Origin of the sequence: Streptomyces sp. NPDC001222 (genome assembly GCF_042896945.1) — a bacterium.
Lineage (GTDB): Bacteria > Actinomycetota > Actinomycetes > Streptomycetales > Streptomycetaceae > Streptomyces > Streptomyces gibsoniae.
This window is the reverse complement of sequence record NZ_JBIAXT010000042.1, coordinates 32,615-53,350: the sequence shown is the minus strand read 5'-3', so window position 1 is coordinate 53,350 and position 20,736 is coordinate 32,615. Positions and strand designations below refer to the sequence as shown.

At 68.2% G+C, this 20,736-nt stretch carries 13 protein-coding genes and 1 pseudogene; 7 read left to right on the top strand and 7 right to left on the bottom strand.

Going from position 1 to position 20,736, the window contains the following annotated elements; translation table 11 throughout:
- Positions 1 to 69: 69 nt before the first annotated feature.
- Positions 70 to 1,782 (bottom strand): MFS transporter, encoded by a 1,713-nt coding sequence (locus tag ACFY2Z_RS36480; RefSeq protein ID WP_390748287.1) that lies wholly within the window; start codon positions 1,780 to 1,782, stop codon positions 70 to 72.
- Between the two features lie 652 nt (positions 1,783 to 2,434).
- Here ACFY2Z_RS36480 and ACFY2Z_RS36475 point away from each other — a divergent pair.
- Together ACFY2Z_RS36475 and ACFY2Z_RS36470 are read left to right on the top strand one after the other, a co-directional pair.
- Positions 2,435 to 3,070, top strand: coding sequence for an AAA family ATPase (locus tag ACFY2Z_RS36475; protein ID WP_390748286.1), 636 nt, complete (start codon positions 2,435 to 2,437; stop codon positions 3,068 to 3,070).
- Positions 3,067 to 3,291, top strand: coding sequence for a hypothetical protein (locus ACFY2Z_RS36470; RefSeq protein WP_390748285.1), 225 nt, complete (start codon positions 3,067 to 3,069; stop codon positions 3,289 to 3,291). The genes ACFY2Z_RS36475 and ACFY2Z_RS36470 overlap by 4 nt, the downstream gene beginning before the upstream one ends.
- A gap of 109 nt (positions 3,292 to 3,400) precedes the next feature.
- Here the strand turns inward: ACFY2Z_RS36470 and ACFY2Z_RS36465 are convergent, their stop codons facing one another.
- The 3 genes from ACFY2Z_RS36465 to ACFY2Z_RS36455 all read right to left on the bottom strand — a co-directional run bounded on the left by ACFY2Z_RS36465 (position 3,401) and on the right by ACFY2Z_RS36455 (position 8,148).
- Positions 3,401 to 4,609 (bottom strand): cytochrome P450, encoded by a 1,209-nt coding sequence (locus tag ACFY2Z_RS36465; protein ID WP_390748284.1) that lies wholly within the window; start codon positions 4,607 to 4,609, stop codon positions 3,401 to 3,403.
- 431 nt (positions 4,610 to 5,040) lie between these two features.
- Positions 5,041 to 5,385 (bottom strand): hypothetical protein, encoded by a 345-nt coding sequence (locus tag ACFY2Z_RS36460; RefSeq protein WP_390748283.1) that lies wholly within the window; start codon positions 5,383 to 5,385, stop codon positions 5,041 to 5,043.
- 333 nt (positions 5,386 to 5,718) lie between these two features.
- On the bottom strand, positions 5,719 to 8,148 hold the full coding sequence (locus ACFY2Z_RS36455; RefSeq protein WP_390748296.1) for a PQQ-dependent sugar dehydrogenase: 2,430 nt from the start codon (positions 8,146 to 8,148) through the stop codon (positions 5,719 to 5,721).
- A 722-nt stretch (positions 8,149 to 8,870) separates the two neighbouring features.
- Between ACFY2Z_RS36455 and ACFY2Z_RS36450 the strand changes: the two genes are divergently transcribed.
- From ACFY2Z_RS36450 to ACFY2Z_RS36440, 3 genes and pseudogenes are all read left to right on the top strand, one after another.
- Entirely contained in the window at positions 8,871 to 9,860 is a 990-nt protein-coding gene (locus ACFY2Z_RS36450) for a sugar phosphate isomerase/epimerase family protein (protein WP_390748282.1), read from the top strand.
- 204 nt (positions 9,861 to 10,064) lie between these two features.
- Positions 10,065 to 10,325 carry a hypothetical protein gene (locus tag ACFY2Z_RS36445; protein ID WP_390748281.1) on the top strand — a complete coding sequence of 87 codons (261 nt, stop codon included), beginning with the start codon at positions 10,065 to 10,067 and terminating at the stop codon, positions 10,323 to 10,325.
- Positions 10,294 to 10,458 (top strand): annotated as a pseudogene (locus ACFY2Z_RS36440) (sugar kinase); the annotation flags it as partial. The gene ACFY2Z_RS36445 and the pseudogene ACFY2Z_RS36440, both read left to right, overlap by 32 nt.
- A gap of 174 nt (positions 10,459 to 10,632) precedes the next feature.
- On the opposite strand, the gene ACFY2Z_RS36435 reads toward ACFY2Z_RS36440, so the two are convergent.
- Positions 10,633 to 10,872: a LuxR C-terminal-related transcriptional regulator gene (locus ACFY2Z_RS36435; RefSeq protein WP_390748280.1), complete on the bottom strand. Its 240-nt coding sequence runs from the start codon at positions 10,870 to 10,872 to the stop codon at positions 10,633 to 10,635.
- Between the two features lie 428 nt (positions 10,873 to 11,300).
- On the opposite strand from ACFY2Z_RS36435, the gene ACFY2Z_RS36430 reads away from it, so the two are divergent.
- Positions 11,301 to 13,403: an ISAzo13 family transposase gene (locus ACFY2Z_RS36430; RefSeq protein ID WP_390748279.1), complete on the top strand. Its 2,103-nt coding sequence runs from the start codon at positions 11,301 to 11,303 to the stop codon at positions 13,401 to 13,403.
- Here ACFY2Z_RS36430 and ACFY2Z_RS36425 read toward each other — a convergent pair whose 3' ends face one another.
- A complete protein-coding gene (locus ACFY2Z_RS36425; protein WP_390748278.1) occupies positions 13,404 to 17,450 on the bottom strand; it encodes a ThuA domain-containing protein in 4,047 nt (1,348 codons plus the stop codon).
- A 273-nt stretch (positions 17,451 to 17,723) separates the two neighbouring features.
- Complete coding sequence (locus tag ACFY2Z_RS36420; RefSeq protein ID WP_390748277.1) at positions 17,724 to 18,698, bottom strand: multicopper oxidase domain-containing protein; 975 nt, start codon at positions 18,696 to 18,698, stop codon at positions 17,724 to 17,726.
- A 789-nt stretch (positions 18,699 to 19,487) separates the two neighbouring features.
- Between ACFY2Z_RS36420 and ACFY2Z_RS36415 the strand changes: the two genes are divergently transcribed.
- On the top strand, positions 19,488 to 20,736 hold a 1,249-nt coding region (locus ACFY2Z_RS36415; protein ID WP_390748295.1), incomplete at its 3' end, for an OmpL47-type beta-barrel domain-containing protein.

Here is a 20,736-nt window from a genome sequence, read left to right as displayed (position 1 = left end):
GTGTAGGTTGCCTTCCGAACACGGGTGCCAAGGTGGCAGGCTAGGGCGAATTCTGTCTCTCGGGCGCGGTCAGTGGCCCTCCTCGGCGAGGGCCGCCAGTTCACGATCCACGGCGCGCTGGTGCTCCGCCGCCTCGTCGCGGGCCTTCCGAGGGCTCCAACGGCCGACCATGGCGAAGATGAACGGCAGGAAGATCACTTGTCCGGCGGCACAGATCAGCCACCAGGTGCGCCACTGCTCGGGACCCTCGGCCGTGGCGCTCTTCACCTGGGATCCGTAGCGTTGCAGCAGTGCCAACTGCGGCTGGGCCCGGCGCACGGTGGCCAGGCCGTCGGCCCCGACCTCGCGCACCGCCTGAGCCGCCAGCGCCGGCGGGACTGCAGTGGGAGGGTACGCGTCGAGTTCGGCGAAAAGCCGCGGGTGGGCGTCGATGATGGACAGTGCGGGGGCGGCCCGGACACTCGCGGCCTGCACCTGGGCGCCATGTTCGACCAGTGGCGTGGCCGACGTCACCACGACCGGGACGAACGCTGTGGAGATCGCGACCACCGCCCGGATGATCCATCCCCACACGGCCAGACCGGTCGCCGTGGCGGCCGGGTTCTGCTTCTCCACGGTTTCGGTGAAGCTCGCCATCCAGGGTGCGTAGGTGACGCCTGTGAGCACACCGATGGCGACGAACAGTGCGGCGAAGGTGTAGTAGCCGGTGCGCGGCTCCGTGGCGTGCAGGGCGAAGAGCACGGTGACCGTGATCGAGCCGATCGCTCCGACGATCATGAAGGGCTTGCGCACCTTCAACCTGTCGGAGAGCAGCCCCGCCGCCACCAGTGCCACCGCGTTGGCCGCCCAGTACCAGTTGGCCAGCCCGTTGGTGCGCTGCTCGCTGTAGCCGAAGGTCGCGGCGAAATAGACGACGAGGTTTCCCACAGCGCCGAAGTAGAGGAGGAGGAAGAGACTGACAGCGGTGGCCGAGCCGACGACGTCCAGCCGTAGCATCTGGCGCCAGTGGGCCTTGGTCGCCGTCCTCGGATTCATGCCCTTGGCCCGCGCTTCGACCAGCGCACGGTCGCGGAGGCTGACCATGATCTGATCACGCAGCCGGGGCGACAGCTCGCGCAGTCCCATCAGCGCCAACACGAAGACGGCAAGCCCGGCCCAGCCGGAGTAGCGCAGCTCGTCCTGCCAGTCGGCGAAGGACAGGGTGCTGCTGGTGACGACGGTGACGACCAGGCTCCCGATGACCGGGCCCATGGTCCAGTAGCCCATTGCGGTGGCCCGGCCGAGCTGTGGAGAGAAGTCCCGGATCAGTGCCGGCGTGGCCACCAGCACGATGCCTTCGATGAAGCTGAGGCCGGCGAAAAGCACCAGGTAGGTGCTCTTGTCCGGGGCGTTGGGCAGCCCGAGGAGGCTGAGCAGGGCGGCGGCGAGAAGTCCGTAGACCACCATGTTGGCCCGGCCCCAGCGGTCGGCGAGGCCCGCCACGAGCGAGGCGAAGGCGCCGACCGCGTTGCCGATGACGGAGACCCACACGAAATAGCTGTAGGTCATGTGGAAGTGCATGATGATCGACGTGGCGACCGCGTACTGCACGTAGAGGGCGTAGTACAGGACCACGGTGGTCAGCACCACGATCGCCAGGTACGCCATGCGGCGTGAGGTGACGGGGTAGTCGTTCAGCTCGCGGCGCCACAACCGGGCGGCGGAACGGCCGGAGGTTTTTGGTGTGCCGGTATCGGCTGGTCCGAGATTCGTGTCGTCGGGCGAAGCAGGCATGGAAGTCATGCGGCGGCTCCTGGGTGCGGGCCCATGGGCCCGGTGGGGTGGGTGCGGACAGTGCACGCCTTGCGGCGCGGCTGGCACGAGCACTGTTCGGCCAGGTGGGCCGAACCCCGGGGTCTCTGTGTCCAGATGGGGAAGGTGTGCGCAGAGGCTAGTACCGACCAGTCGGTACGACCTAGGGGTGTGCACGGGGATGCCGAAACGTGACCTTGCCCCCGGGGAGGCGCAGAGGGTCCGGTGACGCCGGGACGGGGAGCGTCCGATCAACGGCGGACCCGCTCATCAAGGTGCCTGGCCACATGGGCGGGACGACGACGGAGCATGAGTCCGTGGAGGAGCCGGCAGGCGATGCGACGTCGCCGGCCGCGTGGGTCAGTAGATGCAACCGGCCGCTGAGTACCGGTTGTTGCGGACGCTGACCGAGCGGCTGCCGGACGCACCTGAGGGCGAGGTCCGATCACCTCGGCATGACGAGTACGGTCCGGCCGACAAGAGGGGCGGCAACTCCCTCAGCGGCAGACATGGCAAGACGGTGCTGACCGACGACTTCCGTACTGGACCGTCCGAATGATTCATTGGCGCCGTAGGGTGAACAACGAAAGGGTGTGCCCCGAGCCGACGGCCGGCAGTCGATCGCGGCCATACGTTGAGTCTCGTGTCGCTGAGCTACGCCTTTGTGAACCTGAAGCCCGGAGTGGGAAAGACGACCAGCGCAGTCTGGTTGGCCCACGCACTTCACGAGTCGGGTGTCCCGCCGCTGCTGGTCGACAGTGACCCCGCCTCCTCCGCGCTGCACTGGAGCGAATTGGCAGGTGGCTTCCCGTTTCCTGTGGTCGCTCTTCCGGTGGGCGACGTGCACCGGCGCGTGAACGACTTCCTGGGCGACCGGCAGGCCGTCGTATTCGACGCTCCTCAGATGGAGGACCACGCGCACATCGCCCGGAGCATCATGAGGTACGCAAGCGAGTGGATCTTGCCGGTGGCGCCGGCTCCCATCGAGTTGGATCGCATGGCGCCCATCGGTGGCGAGATGGGCGACGTACAGTCCCTGCGCATCCAGCCGGCTCGCGCCGCCATTCTGCTGAACCGAACGAATCGTGCCGACGCCACGCGTACCGGACCTGACGCCGATGCCCGCGAAGCTCTCACCGAGCGGGGATTCGACGTGTTGTCCACCCACATTCCGCGGCTCGACCTGTACGCCCAGTCATTCGGTAGTCCTGTCGAGGCCAAGGGCTCGGCGTACATGGACCTCGCGGACGAACTCATCAAGCGACAGGACCAAGCATGAATCAGCGCAAGGACACCTACCGAGCCGCGTTGCAGCGCGAACCGGATGCCGCCGTCCCCCGTCCCGTCAAGGTCGCTCAGCTGTACACCCGATACGTCCGGGTGACCATCGAGCTCGACACCGACTTGCCGCGCGACCTCATGAGATGGGCAGGGTCACCGGTGTCCGCGCTGGGGCGGGCCGGCGCCGCTGCACTGCGCCCGCTGAGGAGCGCCTTGTGAGCGATGGGGCGTGGTCGCGCGTGAACAGCTGCCACCGGAAGCGGTCGATGCCGCTGGACTTGCAGCCGACCGGGTTTGCAGGTGTCGGCGGGTGTGCTCTCGTACTGGCTCAAGGGCAGGACGTCCACCGCACCGGCAGCTGACGCGGGCCCCGGATGAGCATGCCGTGGCGCCAGATCAGGGCGGCCGGGTGGGCGTCGAGTGCGAGTTCGGGGCAGCGCTCCAGCAGGGAGCGGATCGCGATCCGGGCCTCCATGCGGGCGAGCGGCGCGCCGAGGCAGTAGTGGATGCCGTGGCCGAAGGCGACATGACCACCCGCGGCCCGCCGGATGTCGAAGCGGCCGGGGTCGGGGAAGCGTGCCGGGTCGTGGTTCGAGTCCGCCAGGGCCACGAGGACCAGCTCACCGCCGCCGGGGATGACTGTGGTGCCGATCTCGACCGGTGCTGTGGTGAACCTGAACGTCGGCGTCTCCACCGGCCCGTCGTAGCGCAGCATCTCCTCCACCGCGTTGTCGATGAGCGTCATGTCCGCACGCAGTGCGCTGAGTTGATCGGGATGGGTCAGCAGGGCCAATACGCCGTTGGAGATCAGGTTGACCGTGGTCTCATGCCCCGCGACCAGCAGCAGCCAGGCCATACCGCGCAGTTCGTCCGCGGACAGCCGGTCACCGTCCTCGTCGGTGGTGCGGATCAGAGCGCTCATCAGGTCCTGGCCCGGGAACAGGCGCTTGCGCTCCAGCAGGTCGACGAGATATACGGACACCTCACCTGCCGCCGCCAGCCGCGCCTCCGGGTCGGGGTCGGTGAGGATCGTGCCGGTCCAGGCGCAGAACGCGGCCCGGTCCAGCATCGGCACACCGAGCAGCTCGCAGATCACCGAGATCGGCATGGGGAACGAGAGTGCCTCGACGAGATCGGCCCGTCCTTCCGGAACCGCCACCATCGCGTCGAGCAACTCGTCGGTGATCTGCTGCACACGCGGCGCGAGCTGCTCGATCCGGCGCGGTGTGAACTCGCGGACGACGAGCTTGCGCAGCCGCTCATGGTCCGGCGGGTCGGAGTTGAGCATGTGCGGTCCCGCAGACGGACTGGGGATCGGAAAGGAGGGCGAGGCGTTCTTCCACTGCTTGGACAACCGCGGATCTACGAGCGCTGCCCGGCCGGCCTCGTACCCGACAACGAGCCAGGCCTCCGTACCCTCTGGAATCCGCACCTTGTGCACGGGGCCGCGCTTCCGCAGCGCCGCGTAAACCGGATAGGGGTCGCGGACGAAGTCCTCGCCCATCGCGACCAGATCGATCACCTCGGCTGCTGCCATCGCCTGCCCCCGTCTCCCGCTCCGCCGGACGCTAGCAGTGGCCGGTCCTTCGGCGAAGGACACATTCAGCCGAACGGGGCCGGGGAGAACGGGCGCCCGCGTCCTGGACGCCGTGGTCGCGGTGGACCACCTCGACGATGTGGCCGTGCTGGTCATCCGGCACGTTGCCGAGTGAAGTCGCGTGGCCTGTCGGCCAGTCGAGGCCGTGATCGAAGAGGGCACCGCGCCGGATCTCATCGAGAGGCAGAGCCAGAGCCGCGGCACCGCACAGGGCGGCGGCGAGCGGGAGTTCCGGAGGGCCCGCTGATCCAGGTGATCGAGTGCACCACGTGAGCGTCCGCAGGGTGTGGCCGTTGTCGACCGCACGCGAGCCGAGGTGGCATGCTTCCACGGAAGGGGTTCCTTGTTGAGACCTGACGAGGTTCACCCGGTCACGGAACTGCCAGGCAGTCGGCCCAGTGGGTGGCCAGAGGTGCCGGGATCTGCGGGACGGCGGCACAGCCGCGCGGGTCGCGGGGAAGGCCGTCACTGGCGATGAGGGTCCAGTTGCCGTTGCCGGAACGGGAGAAGTACTTCATCGCGGCGCCGTCGTCCTGACTGGCCACCCGCTCGGCGTAGGTGGCGCCGACGGTCGGCACGAACATTGCGGCCGCGTAGGTCGTGCTGCCGCAGCTGCCGTAGTAGAAGGTGCCGGTACGGGGCCGGATGTCCACGAGCCGCGGCCGGCTTTGACGGCCGTACGCGGCGGTCACTTCGGTCTTGGCCGCAGTCGACACGGTGAGTGACCGGCAGTCGGCGCTGGACCTCGGGGATGCGGACGCTGAGGGACCCTTGACGATCTGCGACGGGGCAAGGAGTGGGTACGGGAGCTCGCGATCGCGGTCGCGGCCCGTGCACAGTCCGACGCGCGGGCACGGGTGGCGCTGGAGCGACTGGTGCTCGGGGAGTGACGACACAGCGCCACCACGACCGTGTCGGCAGCGCTCGACTCGCCCCTCGGAAACTCGCTGTCCGCCCCCGGCGACGGGGCGGGACGTGCCGGGGCCGGTGACCGCGCTGCCCCGCCGGGCGTCGGTGACGGCCCGGCGGGGCAGGGAACGGCAACCGGCTCAGCTCATCGTGAAGGCGTCCAGGTCGAACAGGTCGCCGCTGCCGCCCTTGAAGACGAAGTACAGCTTGTGCGTCCCGCCCGGATCGGTCACCGGTGCGCTGACCGTCGTGAAGGCACCGGAGGTGCTGCCGATCGTCGCCGTGCCGGCCAGCGGGCCGTCGGGCGCATCGGTGTGGATCTCGATCGTGCCGCCGGCACCGCTCGACTCGGCCCGGAAGCCGACCTTGCTCACACCCTGGAGGTCGTACGGGTCGAACTCGATCCAGTCACCGTCGTTGATCGACGTGACCGCCTTGCCGCCCTCGGCGCCGGCGACTGAGCTCGTCTGCACACCGGACTGCGTGCGGAAGAACTCGGCCTGCCGGGAGTTGGGCTGCAGAACGATCTGCGTCGTGCCGGTGAGGTCGGGAACCCCGGCGGTCGGGGAGGTGTCGGTGTAGCTCGCGGAGAGGATGGCGTAGAAGTTGTCTGCGTCCGTGTGGCCCGCCGTGGTCATGGAGAACGTACCGCTGCACCCCGTGGCCTGCGAGAGGTTGTGGGAGTGCATGTCATGGCCGAGCGCGTAGCTGACCTGGACCCTGGAGCAGTCCACAGGGGTGCCGTCCGGGTCCGTCGCGTCGATCTTCCACGCGATCTTGTCCCCGTCCTTGAACGTCAGTCCGTTCGGGGGCTGGGAGAACGACAGCACCGGAGCGGAGTTGCCCACCGTGACCAGGACCGCGGCGACACCCGTCCTGCCGCTCGGGTCGCTGACCGTGAGCTTGGCGTGGTACTGGCCGTTCGCGGTGTAGGTGAACGACGGGGTGGCACTCGTGGAGTCGGTCTTGCCGTCGTTGTCGAAGTCCCAGGCGTAGCTGAGCTTGTCGTTCTCCGGGTCGGTCGACGCCGTACCGTCGAACTTGACCGTCAGCGGTGCCTTGCCCGACGACGTGTCGGTCTTGATCATTGCGGTCGGCGCCTTGTTGCCCGGCGCGTACTCGATCTTGTAGAGCCCGGCGTCCAACGAGCCGCCGAACCACGCGCTGCCGTAGTCGAGCACGTACAGCGAGCCGTCCGGGCCGAACTCGGTGTCGATGGGCTCGACCAGGTTGGCCCAGTCCCTGCCGTTGGTCAGGGTGTCGATCGACTGGATCTTTCCGCTGCTGTCGGACGAGATCGGCTTGATCCAGTGGGCGCCGAACTCGTAGGCGAAGAACTTCCCGTCATAGCTCTGGGGGAACTTGACCGATGACTTCAGCTGCGAGTCGTAGTTGTAGACGGGGCCGCCCATCGGCGCGCCCTGGCCGCCGAGCTGGGGGAACTGCGGGTTGCCCGCGTAGTGGTTCCAGATCCAGGCCGGCTGGGCCGGAGGCAGGTTCTTCAGGCCGGTGTTCAGGGGAGCGTCGTTGACCGGGTGGGCGCAGTCGAAGGGCTGCCCGGACTCTCCGGTGGCGAAGTCGTACTGGACGTACGGCGTGTTGTTGCCGATGCAGTACGGCCATCCGAAGAAGCCGGGCTTGGTGATCCGGTTGTACTCGACGGTGTTCTCCGGCCCGCGCTTGGGGTTCGCGGTGCCGGCGTCCGGGCCGTAGTCGGCCAGGTAGATGACGCCGGTCTTCTTGTCGACGTTGAACCGGAAGGGGTTGCGGAAGCCCATCGCGTAGATCTCGGGACGCGTCTTCGCGGTGTTCCGCGGGAAGAGGTTGCCGTCCGGAATCGTGTACGTGCCGTTGTCGTGCACCTTGATCCGAAGCAGCTTGCCGCGCAGGTCGTCGGTGTTGGCCGTGGAGCGCTCGTTGTCGAAGACGGGGTTGCGGTTCGGCCGCCGGTCGATGGGGGCGTAGCCGTCGGAGGCGAACGGATTGGAGTCGTCACCTGTGCTCAGCAGCAGGTTGCCGTTGCCGTCGAAGTGCATGTCGCCCGCGACATGGCAGCACTGCCCGCGGTCGGTGTCGACCTGCATGATCTTCTTCTCGCTGGACAGGTCCAGCTTGCCGTCGGTGAAGGTGAAGCGGGACAGCTGGTTGTGGCCCTTGTAGGGCGCGAAGTCGGCTGCTGTTCCGTTCTCCGGGGCGTCGGTCATGGGGGTGTCCAGCCTCGGCGCGTAGTAGGCGTAGACCCAGTGGTTCTTGGCGAAGTGCGGGTCGAGCGCGATGGTCTGCAACCCGTCCTCGTCATGGGTGTAGACCGACAGCTTCGCCGCCACGTCGGTGAGGCCGTCGAGGGTGGTGTGGTAGATGGTCCCGTCGCGGGAGCTGTGCAGTGCGCTGCCGTCGGGCAGCACGGCGAGTCCCATGGGCTCGCCCACCTGGTCCGGTCCCTTGGCGAGGGTGACCTGCTGGAAGTCGGACGTCGCGGCACCGGGTGCGGCCGCGGCCGTACGGGCCGCCGGCTCGGTCCGCGCCTGCGCGGCCGTCGATCCGGCCACCGCGACCCCCACGCTGAGCACTGCGCTCAACGTGGCGGTGAGTAGTCGGCTTACTGGTGTACGCACGTACTGCCTGCCTCTCGTGTGGCGCTGCGTTGGACATGGCGCGATCGGTCGCGTCGCGCGGGGTATCGAGCCGGGTCCGGATGCCCGGGCGTCGGCGTGTGCCGTTTCACCGGGGGAGTGGGCAGGTGACCCAGGTGTGCGCGGCCGCCCAAGACCGGTGTCGAGCCCGGTGTGACTGCGGACGGAGCAACGGCTGTGGTCGTGCGGTCCGGAGTGGGACGTGAACTCAGGGCTCGGTGGGGTCCACGGCTCCCTGATGAAGCGTCACGAGCGTGAATCCGTGGCCACGCACTGTCAAGAAGTACTGCTCAGTAGCCGCGTTTCATGACCTCAAGTGGCCACATCTTTTGCTCGTCTCGTGAAAAGTACTGGCAGTCCATGGTGAACTATCGGCGATCTGAGGTGTTCATCGTCCGCCAGGGAGTCGAGGTCGTGCTGTCGCCGTCGCGCGATCCCCGAGGATCCGCGCCCCGGCAGCCGCACCGCGCCCGCTCACCGGGCACGACTCCCGCCGTCCCCCGTGAGTTCCGCCAACTGCCCGTCCGCCAGGCGTTCCTGGCCGGCGAACGCCCCCGTACCACCCCCGTCCGAACACCCCGGGCGAGGGCGTCTGTCCTTGACGGCCCCCACCGCGGGCGTACTGCGGCTCGGGGGTGCTCCACATCTAAGGAGTGATGATGGGTAAGTTCACCCATGACTTCGACCGCAGAGGCTTTCTGCGCGCGGCAGCCGCCGGCACCGTGGCGATCGGCGCGGCGTCCGTCGCAGGCGCGCTCCCCGCAGCCGCCCAGACACTCGCCCCGCACGCCGGGCCCCAGGGCGCCAGCCTGACCATCCCCAAGGACGCCATCGGCATCCAGCTCTACAGCGTCCGCGACAAGGTCAGTCAACTCGGCTTCCGCGTCGTCTTCGAGGAGCTGTCGCGGATGGGCTACAAGGAGGTCGAGTTCGCCGGCTACACCCAGAACACCTCCATCCTCGGCCGGCAGATCACCGTCCAGGAGATCCGCACGCTGCTCGACGACAACGGCCTGCGGGCCATCGGCAGCCACATCGGCATCGGCGCCTTCCGCAGCAACCTGCAGCAGGAGCTCGACAACGCCCAGATCCTCGGCATGCCGAACATCGGGACCCCGAACGCCCCCTCGGACACCCGGACGGTCGTCGCCTACCAGGCGGCCGCGCAGGAATTCAACCACTGGGGCGAGGCCGCGACGGCGCGCGGGCTCAAGCTCTACCAGCACAACCACTGGGCCGAGTTCGCCTTCGCCACGGACCAGCCGGCGGTGCGTCTGTACGACGTCTTCCTGGAGAACACCGACTCCGCCCATGTCTACCTCGAGATGGACGTGTACTGGGCCTTCGTCGGCCAGTTCCGCTACCCGGGCTTCGACCCCGCCGCGTACGTGCGCAAGCACCCCTACCGGTACACGCTGTTCCACATGAAGGACGGCAAGACCGACCCCAAGGCCGCCGACGGCTACGACATGACCGAGTTCGGTGCCGGGGACATGCGCTACCAGCGCTTCATCCACGCGATCGGCCCCTTCGGCAACCACCACGGCATCTGGGAGCAGGACACCGCCCCCGGCACCCAGCCCGACCCGCCCGGTTCGCTCGGTGCCGCGCAGCGCAGCTACACCGCGCTTGCGGACCTGTTGTCCTGATACGACGTCATCGCTCCGCCCCCGCCTCCCGCCCCGCTCCTGCCGGGGCGGGCGGCACAGCGGGGCGGCCGCTTCTCATGTCCCTCGTCGGCGCGGACAACGCGGGCCGGCGAGCCGTGCCTTCCCCCAGAAGGTGAGCCAAGTGAGCGTCCGGTACGGTCTGCTCACCCTGCTGCGGGACCACGGTCCGCAGTTCGCGCCCAGTTGACCGGCCAGCTCCAGGTGCCGCGTCCGCGCCTGCTGGCCGAGCTCGACCGCCTGATGGCGTCGGGGGCCGTAGTGGAGGCGGGGCCGAACGCCTCCTGCGGCAGACGCCGCTCCCCTGTCGTGGACCTCAACCCCGATCTGCGCCTGGCCGCGATCGACCTCGACGCCCGCTCGGTCGGCGTCGAGGTGACCGACGGCCGCCAGCGGGCGTTGGCGTCGCGCCGACCTCGGGCACGTCCTGCTCGCGGAACTCCGTAGCGTCGTCTACCAGCGGTCGTTGCCGCTGGCCACCGGCGACCTGCCGATCGTGCTGTCCGAGCTGGGCGGCCGCGCCGGGGTCTTCGGCGCCGCCGTGCCGGCGAGCGAGCTGGCCTACGGCGACACCGTCTGACCACTGACGCCGGGCCGAGACGCGAAGCACCGGACAGACCCCGGCCCCTGCGCGCCCGGCCGCGCCCCTTGCGGGACGCGGCCGGGCGCGCAGGCGTGTTGTGCGGGTCTTCGGCTTGTGGAAGCTGTCAGGAGTTTTGAGAGGCTCTCGAAGGCGCGTTCAGACCGCGTCGGATCAGATCAGCCGGCGGCGCGCCGCCCAGGCGACGGCCTCGATGACGCTGCTGACCCCTATCTTGTCGCACACGCCCCGGCAGCGTCGCCGCACCGTGCGGGGGCAGACGTGGAGCCGCCGGGCGACGGCCTCGACCGGCAGGCCGGTCGCCAGGAGCGACAGCAGGTGGACCTCGTCTCCGAGCAGACGCGTGTTGTCGGACTGGGGCAGCCGGCCTGTCTGGTAGCTGAGCGTGGACACTTCCGTCTCCTTCGCCGAGTGCGGCCGGCAGGGAACGCGGGGAAGGCCGTCGCCCGACTGGCGGGACCAGAACCCGTGATCGACCGCGGGATCGTCAATCGCTTGCAAACGTTTCAGGTGACTCGGGTAACTGCTGTAGCTTGCGTAACTGTTCGAGTGCACAGGGTCAAGGGCGGCACCGCTGCTTAGGTTCGGGTTTGTTCCGCTCTCATACGAAAACTTCTACCGCGTTGAACGGTTCAATCCGGCGGAGGAGCGGCCCGGGAGGAGCCGCCGCGGTCGCGTGGTCGGGCCGACTCGTGGCAGAGCCGGGCCCGGGGCTGCCGCCCCGAGCCCGGCGCCGATCGCTCCTTGCTACAGGTCCCGCACCCGGAGGGGCCGTAGAGAAACAAGGTGTCGCTTCCGTCTGCTGGCGTCGTTGATCTGGTATGGCGTTTCCGGAGGGGGTGCGCAGCCAACTCGCTGTGCGATTCGAGGTGTTGCTGCCGCATCTGAACGAGCGGCAGCGACGGTTGATGTGTGCGACGGAGGCCCGGCTGCTCGGGCATGGCGGGATCCGGGCCGTCGCCCGTGCCGCCAAGGTGAGTGAGACGACGGTCCGCCGAGGCGTCGTCGAGCTGGAGTCCGGCGAGCTCGAGCTTTCCGAAGGGCGGGTACGTAGGCCAGGCGGGGGACGCAAGCGTGCTGAGGAGGTCGATTCCGGGGTGCTGCCCGCGCTGATGGCGCTGGTGGAGCCGGACGAGCGAGGCGATCCGATGTCGCCGCTGCGCTGGACGACGAAATCGCTGCGGAGTCTGGCCCAGGAATTGACCCGCCAGGGTCACCCCGTCTCGGCGATGACGGTGGGCCGGCTGCTGAAGGAGAACGGGTTCAGCCTGCAGGCCCAGGCCAAGACGCTGGAGGGCAAGCAACACTCGGACCGAGATGCCCAGTTCCGATACATCAACGAGCAGGTCAAGCAGCATCAGGCTGACGGCGAGCCGGTGATCAGCGTGGACACGAAGAAGAAGGAGATGCTCGGCCAGCTGCCGAACGTGGGCCGTCAGTGGCGGCCGAAGGGCGACCCGGTCCAGGTGGAGGACCACAGCTTCTTCACCGGTCCGAAGGGCGATGCGGCCATCCCCTACGGCATCTACGACCTGACCGCCGATACCGGCTGGGTCAACGTCGGTGTCGACCACGACACCTCCGCCTTTGCGGTCGCCTCCATCCGTCGCTGGTGGCAGGCCCGCGGGCACCATGACTACCCGCACGCCACCCGCCTGCTGATCACTGCGGACGCGGGTGGCTCCAACAGTTACCGCTACCGGGTCTGGAAGTCCGAACTGGCCGCCTTCGCGGCCGAGACGGGCCTGGCCGTCACGGTGTGTCACTTTCCTCCCGGCACATCGAAATGGAACAAGGTCGAGCACCGCTTGTTCTCCCATATCGCCATGAACTGGCGCGGCCGCCCGCTGACCAGCCACGAAGTGGTCGTCAAGACCATCGCCGCGACGCGGACCCGCACCGGGCTACAGGTCGAAGCGGAACTTGACCCGGGCTCGTATCCCACAGGCACTACGGTCAGCAAGGCGTACCTGGACTCGCTCCCGATCGAGCAGCACCAAGAGCGTGGAACCTGGAACTACACCATCCACCCCGACGGCCCGGCCCCCAGCGAGCACGAAGCGGTTCGCAGGCCCGGGGAAACGGCCCGCACCCAGTTCCTGGAGATGCTGGCCGACCCGCTGCTGACCGGGATGACGCGGGAAGAGCTGGCCGCGCTGAGCGACCGGCTGGCTCCCGCGCAGGCCGCACAGCGGGAGGAACGCTGCTACCAGCACCGCGGCGGACAACGGCGCAAGGCACCCGGCGACCATGGCCGCCCCCTGCTGACCGGCCCCGACAAGGTGCTGATCACCGTGCTCTACCTGCGGCAGGTCTGTTCCCAGAAGGTCTTGTACGACATGCTCGCCCTCAGCGACCGCACCATCAGCAAGGCCATCGGCGACACACGACGGCTGCTGGACGACACCGGCACCGCTGTCGGTCTCTCCGCAGTCCGGTTCACCAAGCCGGACCACCTGGTGGCGTTCCTACGCACCGGAATGTCACCCCCCGAAGTCCGGCCCGCGCTCCCGGAACAGCTCTGCGACCCGGCACTGACCGGCATGAGCCGCGCTGACCTCCACGCCCTGATCGACCGGCTCTCGAAACGGCAGGCCGCGCTGGTCGAACGACGGCGCTTCACGCAGCGCGGCGGGCACCGCCAGCCCGGAACCCGCGCCGGGGTGTTCCGACAAAAGATCACCGACGCCGAGCGCGTCCTGGCCACCGTGCTCATGGACCGAAAGGTCTGCACCGGAGGAGTCCTCACCGAGCTTTTTCAGATCACCAGAGGCACTCTCACGAACGCCTTCCGCGACGTCCGCCCTCTGCTGGAAGAGGACGGAATCACCTTCCCGCCGGCATCGGTGACGCACCGCACTGTCGAGGCCCTCCTCGCCAGCACTGCCACGAAAGCCAACACGCCGACAGAACCAGCAACTTGATTACGTACAGGTTCGGATGTTGCGGAACTCGATCAGGTCGTTGTCACTGTGGTTCTGCAGACCCACGTAGCCGCTGAGGAACTGACGCAGGTCCGTGGGCGGATCGCCCGCACGCGACGACGACTTGCCGGGCGTGTTGTCGAACTCGTTGATGACCACGCCGTTGCGGATGATCGTGTAGTGCTGCCCCACGACCCGGATCTCGTAGTCGTTCCACTGGCCCTTCGGGGTGACCTTCGCATGGTCCAGGTCGAGTGGATCGAAGTTGTAGACCGAGCCGGTCTTCTGGGGCTCACCGGTGGCGCCGTCGTAGATCTGGATCTCGTTGCCGCAGTAGATCGCCACCCACTCCGGAGCGGTGCGGGCCGATCCCGTGGTGCTGCAGCCTTCGGGCCTCTGGGCCAGCGGCGTCCGTGGGTCGGGGAACCTCACGAACACACCGCTGTTGGCCTGGTGGCCCTCCGGAGCGACATCCCGGAACTGCAGCCTGATCGAGTAGTCCTTGAACTGCTGCTTGCTGTACCACAGCATGCCCATGCCGCCGGAGCTGCGCATGGTGCCGTCCGGCAGGAGCGAGAACGTGCCCGCGCCGGCCTGGCTCCATCCGGCGAGACTGCTCGGGGACCCGTCGAAGATGGACTTGTATCCGGGCGTCTTGCCGATGGGCGACTGGGCACCTTCCTTGCTGAGCGTCGCCGCCTCGCGGTTGTCGATGATTCCGTCCTTGCGGAACTGGTCCACCAGGTCGTTGAGATTGCTGACGAACGCGCCGTGGTTCGGCCAGGTGCCCTCGTCGTCGATCAGGTCGTTGATGGTGCATCCGCCGCCGACCTTGTGGTTGGCCACACCGGTGTCGGTGTCGAGCAGCCGGACCGTGGAACGGGCGTCGGGCGCCGTGCAGCCCGCCGTCACGTCGATCTTCCCGGTGGACTGCTCGCCGTTGGCGTAGGTCACCTTGAGCGTGGCGTGGTAGGTGCCGTAGGCCGCGTAGGTGTGCGTGGGGTCGGCCTCGTGCGACGGCTGGCTGCCGTCACCGAAGTTCCATTCCCAGGAGACGCCGCCCGCCTTCGCGGCCGAGAACTGGATCGTCCGCGGCTTGCTCTGCGCGACCGCGCGTCCCGCGGCGTCGCTCGGGTTCGGCGTGGCCGGCCCGCCGTGGTAGGCGACGCGGACCAGCTTCTGGTTCGAGTCGAGGCTGAAGAAGCCGCCGGCGTAGTCGAGCATGTAGAGCGCGCCGTCCGGGCCGAACTTGGCGTCCATCCAGCTCTGGACCTTGTTGTCCCCGACGCCGCCGGGCAGGATCCGGCGCAGGTCCTCGCCGAAGGCCGGCTGCGACTGGTCCTTGACGTCGTCCGGGGTGACGGTGACCGCGACGCGGTTGTTGGCATTGGACTCGTCACCGATGAACCACTTGTTGTCCCAGTACGAGGGCCAGGCGACACCGCTGTCGGTGTCGACCTCCGAGCGGTGGTATGTCGGGCCGTCCATGATGGCCTGGCCGCCGCCCTTGAGGTAGGGCTCGGTGTATTTCTCGTCGCTCTGCACGTACGTGGGCAGCCCGCTGCCGTCACTGCGCTTCGGGTAGTCCACGCCGCCGCCCTGCGGCGAGTACCAGATCATGTTGCTGCGGATCGGCGGGAGGTCCACCAGTCCCGTGTTGCGGGGCGAGGTGTTCTTCGGGTGGTCGCAGTCGTACCAGCCGGTGAGCACGCTCGCGTCGGTGTTGCTGCGGTCACGGTAGGGCTGCTTGTTGCCCATGCAGTACGGCCAGCCCTGGTTGCCCGCGGAGGTGATGACGGTCGCGGTCTCGTACTTGGCCGGGCCGAGCTCCGGGTCGGGCGTCGGCGCGTCGGGGCCGACCCAGGCCGCGGTCAGCCAGTGGTTGGTCTTGTCCCAGGCGATCCGCGCGATGTTGCGGACACCCATGACGTAGATCTCCGGGCGGGTCTTGCCGCCACCCTCCTCGTTGCCGGTGAACAGGTTGCCCTTGGGGATCGTGTACGTGCCGTCGGCCTCGGGGTGGATGCGCAGGATCTTGCCGTTGAGGTCGTTGGTGTTGCCGGCCGTACGGCGGGCGTCCTGGAAGGACAGGCCCTGGTAGTCCTTGGTCCAGTTGTTCCCGGAGTAGCCCGCCCCGGCTCCCTGTGAGGAGTTGTCGTCACCGACACCGACGTAGAGGTTGCCGTTGTCGTCGAAGGTCATGCCGCCGCCGGTGTGGCAGCAGCTGTGGATCTGGGCGGTCCAGTGCAGCAGGTCCTTGCGGGTGCTCTTGTCGATGGACTGATTCTTCAAGTCGTAGGTCAGCCGCGAAACGGTGCGCTGACCCGTCTGCTTGTCCCGGTCGACCGACTCGTGCGGCATCCAGTAGACGTAGATCCAGCCGTTCTGGTCGAACTTGGGGTCGAGCGTGATGCCGACCAGACCCTCCTCGTTCTTGACCAGTTCGTCGCCGCTGCCGCGGTTGCCCATCACGTCGAGCGTGGTGAGCAGCTTGGCCTGCTTGGTCTTGGGGTCCCACTGGTGGATCGTGCCGCAGCCCAGGCCCACCTTGGGGTCGTTCCAGTCGGGGATCGGTCCGCTCGGGCAGGCCGCCTTGCCGATGTAGAAGACCTTGCCGTCGGGGGCGACCGTCAGACCGTGAGGCTCACCGATCTGGTCGAGCTGGCCCGACTGGTTCTTGGCCGTGAGCCGTTCGACCGAGTAGTTGGACGCGATCGTCGCCTGGCAGTCGCCGCGGACCATGCCGGTCGTCCACTCGATGGCGCCGAGCAGATGACTCTGGAACTTGGTGTCCGAGGTGTAGCTGTCCTCGGTGCGGCCCATGCCGGTGTAGAACGACCGGCCGCCGTCGTAGTCCCGGCACCAGGAGACCGGGTGGAACGCACCGTTGCCCGCCGGACCGGCGTCGTAGGAGTTCTCCTCGACCTGGGCGACCGTCTGGACATTGCCGCTCGGGTTCGGGTCCCAGTTCATCCACTGGTCGGACCGGGTCCACTTCAGCGGAAGGCCCTTGTTCGCCGGGTGCTGGCGGTCGGTGACGTCCACGACCGCCTGCTGCACCTTGGTCTCCGGCGCGGGCGCCGGGTCGGCTCCGAAGAGCCGAAGCTCGGCCAACTGGATCAACGGCTCACCGGAGTTGGCCGTGATGTTCAGCCGGTAGTACTGGTAGGCCGTGGTGTTGGAGAACCTGTACTGCTTGGTCTGGAAACGGTCCTGGAAGTTCTGGCCGGACTGGGTGTCCAGCGTCTTCCAGGTGCTCCCGTCCTGAGAGCCCTGCAGGGTCCAGTCCTTGGGGTCCCTGCCCGGGTAATCGTTGGCCGACGTCAGCGCGTACTGGGCCACCGCGACCGCGTGGTCCATCTTCGCCGTCACCCACGCGGTGTTCTGATGAGCCAGCCACTTGGTGCTGTTGCTGCCGTCGAACAGTTTGGCCTTTGTCTCGTTCGGCGGGTTGTCGTCGCTCGCCGTGACGTCCGCCACCTTCTCGGAGGCGGGCAGGCTGGCGGCCGGACGCGTGCCGATCAGGCCCGTGAACCAGTTGGAGTCGGCGTCCGCGCGCGCCGCGTCGTGGACGCCGACGAAGCCACCGCCGCCCTTGACGTAGGCCTGGAACGCGGATTCCTCTTCGGAGGTGAGCGACACGCCCTTGGCCGACAGGAAGACCACGCCGCGGTAGCGGGCCAGGCGGTCGGGGGTGAAGACGGACGGGTCGTCCGACTCGTCCACGGAGAAGCCGTTCTTCTGACCCAGTTCCTTGACCGTCGAAACGGCGGCCGTGACGGGGTCGTCCTGCTGAGCGGCCGGTCCGTGGAAGACCAGGACGTTCACGGAGGCGTCGGCGCCGGCTGCCTGTTCCTGGTCGTTCGCGGACGACGACTGCGCCTGTGCCTGCAGGGCCGGCAGCGCGGAGAGTCCCAGTGCCAGCGCGGAAGTGGACAGCAGGATGACCGCGCGTCGCCAGGCCGGTGCGTGGCGGGGGGTTCGCGCAGGGTGCGACGGTGGTGCTCCGCTCAGTCGTGACGGGGTGAACCGGTCTCTTCGGCCCATCGTTGCTCCTTGACTCGATCCGACAACGGAAGAGTGGTCAGGGGGTGGAGCCAGGGCTGCCGCACGGGCCTCGCAAGGCGGGCGCCGGGCGAGGCGGATTCGGATCGGCCGTCGGGACGTTGGGAGACGGCCGGGGCGCCGGAGCCGGTGAGGTCACGGACGCCCGGGGACCTCACGGCCCAGGGCCGGCCGAACGGCGGCAGGTGGTGCACGCCCGTCAGACCGTCCGGTCAGGTCCGACGGGCGTGGCTTTTTGTGGATCGCCGGTCAGGTTCACATACCGGGCATGTCGTGCATGCCGCCGGGAACCGTGCCGTCGGCCTCCGTCACCATGAACACCCCGGACATCCCCATGTCCGAGTGGCTCTGGACGTGGCAGTGGTACATCCAGTGGCCCGCGCCGACCCGTTCCCCGGCGATCACCTGGAATCCGAAGGAGTCCGCGGGGCCGGTGGTCTTGGTGTCGATGACCCGGCTGACGTCCTGCGGGCCGTCGAGGATCCCGGTGCGGTTGTCCACCCAGCGATGGCCGTGCACGTGGAAGGTGTGGAAGAAGTCGCCATGGGTGATCACGACGAACTCCACCCGCTCACCGCGAACGGCCTTGAACATGGGGGTGTTGGGAGCGGTCCTGTTGTTGATCGTCATGTCGTTGAACACGACCGTGAACTGCTTGTCGGGCAGCACATCGCCCTTGCGCCGCACCACCACGGGGCCGTACAGCCCCTTCTTGATCCCGCCGGTGCCGTGCTCGGTGCCCACGTTGTGGTCGTGGTAGTGCCAGTAGCCCGCGCTTCCGGCCTCCCACGTCCCGTCGTGACGCTTGCCCGGGGCGTGGGTGCGCCAGACGTAGGTTCTCCGCTCGCCCGGCTGCACCACGCTGTCGTTCATCTTGGTGCCGTCGCTGGCGACGTCGTAGTCCAGGCCGTGCACGTGCAGGCTGGCGGCCACGTCGAGGTTGTTGACCACCTCGATGTTCATCGTGTCGCCCTCGGTCAGCTCGATGAGCGGGCCGGGAATCGTCGCCTCACCCGGGCGGAGCCCGTAGCCCATCTCCCCGTTCGGCAGCTTCTCCATGTACAGCGTCAGGGTACGGACGTCACCGCCCTTGTCCGCCGTGGCGGACTTGTCCGAGGTCGCGGCGGCGGCGCTGCCCAGCACCGCGGGGGCTACGGCCGCCGCCACAGCTCCAGTGGCGAACGATCGCCGGGACAAGAAGCGTCGCGCGCCTACGCCTGAGTCGGTCATCGCTCTCCAATCCGCGGCAGGCGTGGGTGCCTGACGGTGTTTCGTGGTCATGAGGTGCGCCGCCCCAGGCAACGCAGCCTCCGGACGCTGCGGTTTGCGGTGGTGCGCCGGGCGTTCGGCCCCACGGCGCCGGCAGTGAAGTCGTGGGATTCGACAGAGGAGTCGTCGGGTCGGTTTCGCCGCTCCGGGGACCGTCCGCCCGGGCAGATGCCCCGGTGCGGCCGAAACCGGTTCGGCTCGGAAGGCGGACTACGCCTCGGAACGGCCTCACCGTAACGGTGGTTCTCCAGTTTTTCCAGACTCGGGTCAAAGTTGGTTGGGTTACGGCCATAGACCTTGGCGAGTCGTCAAAAGGCCGGTAGCTTCCCAGCGTTGCTGCAATCAAAGAGGTGGGTGAGCTACGCGTACGGGCACGCAACGTCACCGTTCCGGCACGAGGTGGAGCGGACACTGCTCGCTCGCTCGTGTGGCCGCGGCCGGTCGCCGTCGCCACGACCGGTGATCACCCACAACTCCTCCATCGTGCCGCTGTGTTCAGGGCGCCGGTCATCCGACGGACCGAGCGCCATCGCCGCTCCGGACCGAGCTCCACGCGGCACCCGGCCGGACGGGCCCCGACGCGGTCGTCCCGGCGGCTGGTCGTCCACCCGGCGGGACCGCGAATCCGTGCGCGGTACCGCGACTAGCGAATTCGCGAAAGGTGCAGTGGTGTTGAGAAGACTGCTCCATACCCAGACGGATCCGCCCTCTTCCAGATCAGCGCCACGGGGCCGATTCGGTGTGCATTCGGTGGTGCTGGCGCTGGGAGCCTTGCTGGTCACGGCGTTCGCGCTGGCCGCGCCGGCCGCCTACGCGGCCTGGAGTCGCGCCGACGCCACGGCCGCGACCCAGGTGCTCACCTGGACCGCCGGCGACGGCTACATGGGCTACACGTCCGCCCCCACCACCGCGGTGGCCGGCCCGGCGACGATCGTGTTCGAGAACAGCGCGGCGACCGGCAACACGACGGGAATGCCGCACACGCTGACGTTCGACACCTCGAACCCCGACTACAACACCGACGTAAGCCTCAACGTCCAGGCGAGCCCGTCGGACTCCAGCGGCGGCCGGCACACGGCGGAGGTCACCCTGACCCCCGGCGTCTACCGTTACTACTGCGCGATGCCGGGCCACATCATGTCCGGCGAACTGACCGTCACTGCAGGCTCCGGGGGCGACACCACGGCGCCGGACACGTCGGCGTCGGTGTCGGGGACGAAGGATGCGTCGGGTGACTACGTCGACAGTGCGACTGTCACGGTGTCGGCCACGGACGCGGGTTCCGGCGTGGACAAGATTGAGTACGCGCTCGACGGTGGGGCTTACGCGGCGTACTCCGCGCCGGTGCAGGTCAGCACGGCGGGTCAGCACACGTTGTCGTACCGGGCGACGGACAAGGCGGGTAACACGTCTGAGGTGAAGTCGGTGTCGTTCACGGTGGTGGCTGCTCCGCCGAAGGACACCACGGCGCCGGACACGTCGGCTTCAGTCTCGGGGACGAAGGATGCGTCGGGTGACTACGTCGACAGTGCGACTGTCACGGTGTCGGCCACGGACGCGGATTCGGGTGTGGCGAAGATCGAGTACTCGCTCGACAGCGGTGCGTACGTGGATTACTCGTCGCCGGTGCAGGTGAGCGGTGTCGGTCAGCACACGGTGTCGTACCGGGCGACGGACAAGGCGGGTAACACGTCCGCGGTGAAGTCGGTGTCGTTCACGGTGGTGGCCGCCCCGCCGCAGGACACCACGGCGCCGGACACGTCGGCGTCGGTGTCGGGGACGAAGGACGCCTCCGGCAACTACGTCTCCAGCGCGACGGTGACGGTGACAGCCTCCGATGCGGATTCGGGTGTGGCGAAGATCGAGTACTCGCTCGACAACGGTGCCTACAAGGACTACGGCGCGCCGGTGCAGGTGAGCGGTGTCGGTCAGCACACGGTGTCGTACCGGGCGACGGACAAGGCGGGTAACACGTCCGCGGTGAAGTCGGTGTCGTTCA

Coding starts and splice junctions, on each gene's coding strand:
- ACFY2Z_RS36420 (WP_390748277.1), bottom strand. CDS start 18,698: ATGACCGACTCAGGCGTAGGCGCGCGACGCTTCTTGTCCCGGCGATCG.
- ACFY2Z_RS36425 (WP_390748278.1), bottom strand. CDS start 17,450: ATGGGCCGAAGAGACCGGTTCACCCCGTCACGACTGAGCGGAGCACCA.
- ACFY2Z_RS36465 (WP_390748284.1), bottom strand. CDS start 4,609: ATGGCAGCAGCCGAGGTGATCGATCTGGTCGCGATGGGCGAGGACTTC.
- ACFY2Z_RS36470 (WP_390748285.1), top strand. CDS start 3,067: ATGAATCAGCGCAAGGACACCTACCGAGCCGCGTTGCAGCGCGAACCG.
- ACFY2Z_RS36480 (WP_390748287.1), bottom strand. CDS start 1,782: ATGACTTCCATGCCTGCTTCGCCCGACGACACGAATCTCGGACCAGCC.
- ACFY2Z_RS36450 (WP_390748282.1), top strand. CDS start 8,871: ATGGGTAAGTTCACCCATGACTTCGACCGCAGAGGCTTTCTGCGCGCG.
- ACFY2Z_RS36430 (WP_390748279.1), top strand. CDS start 11,301: ATGGCGTTTCCGGAGGGGGTGCGCAGCCAACTCGCTGTGCGATTCGAG.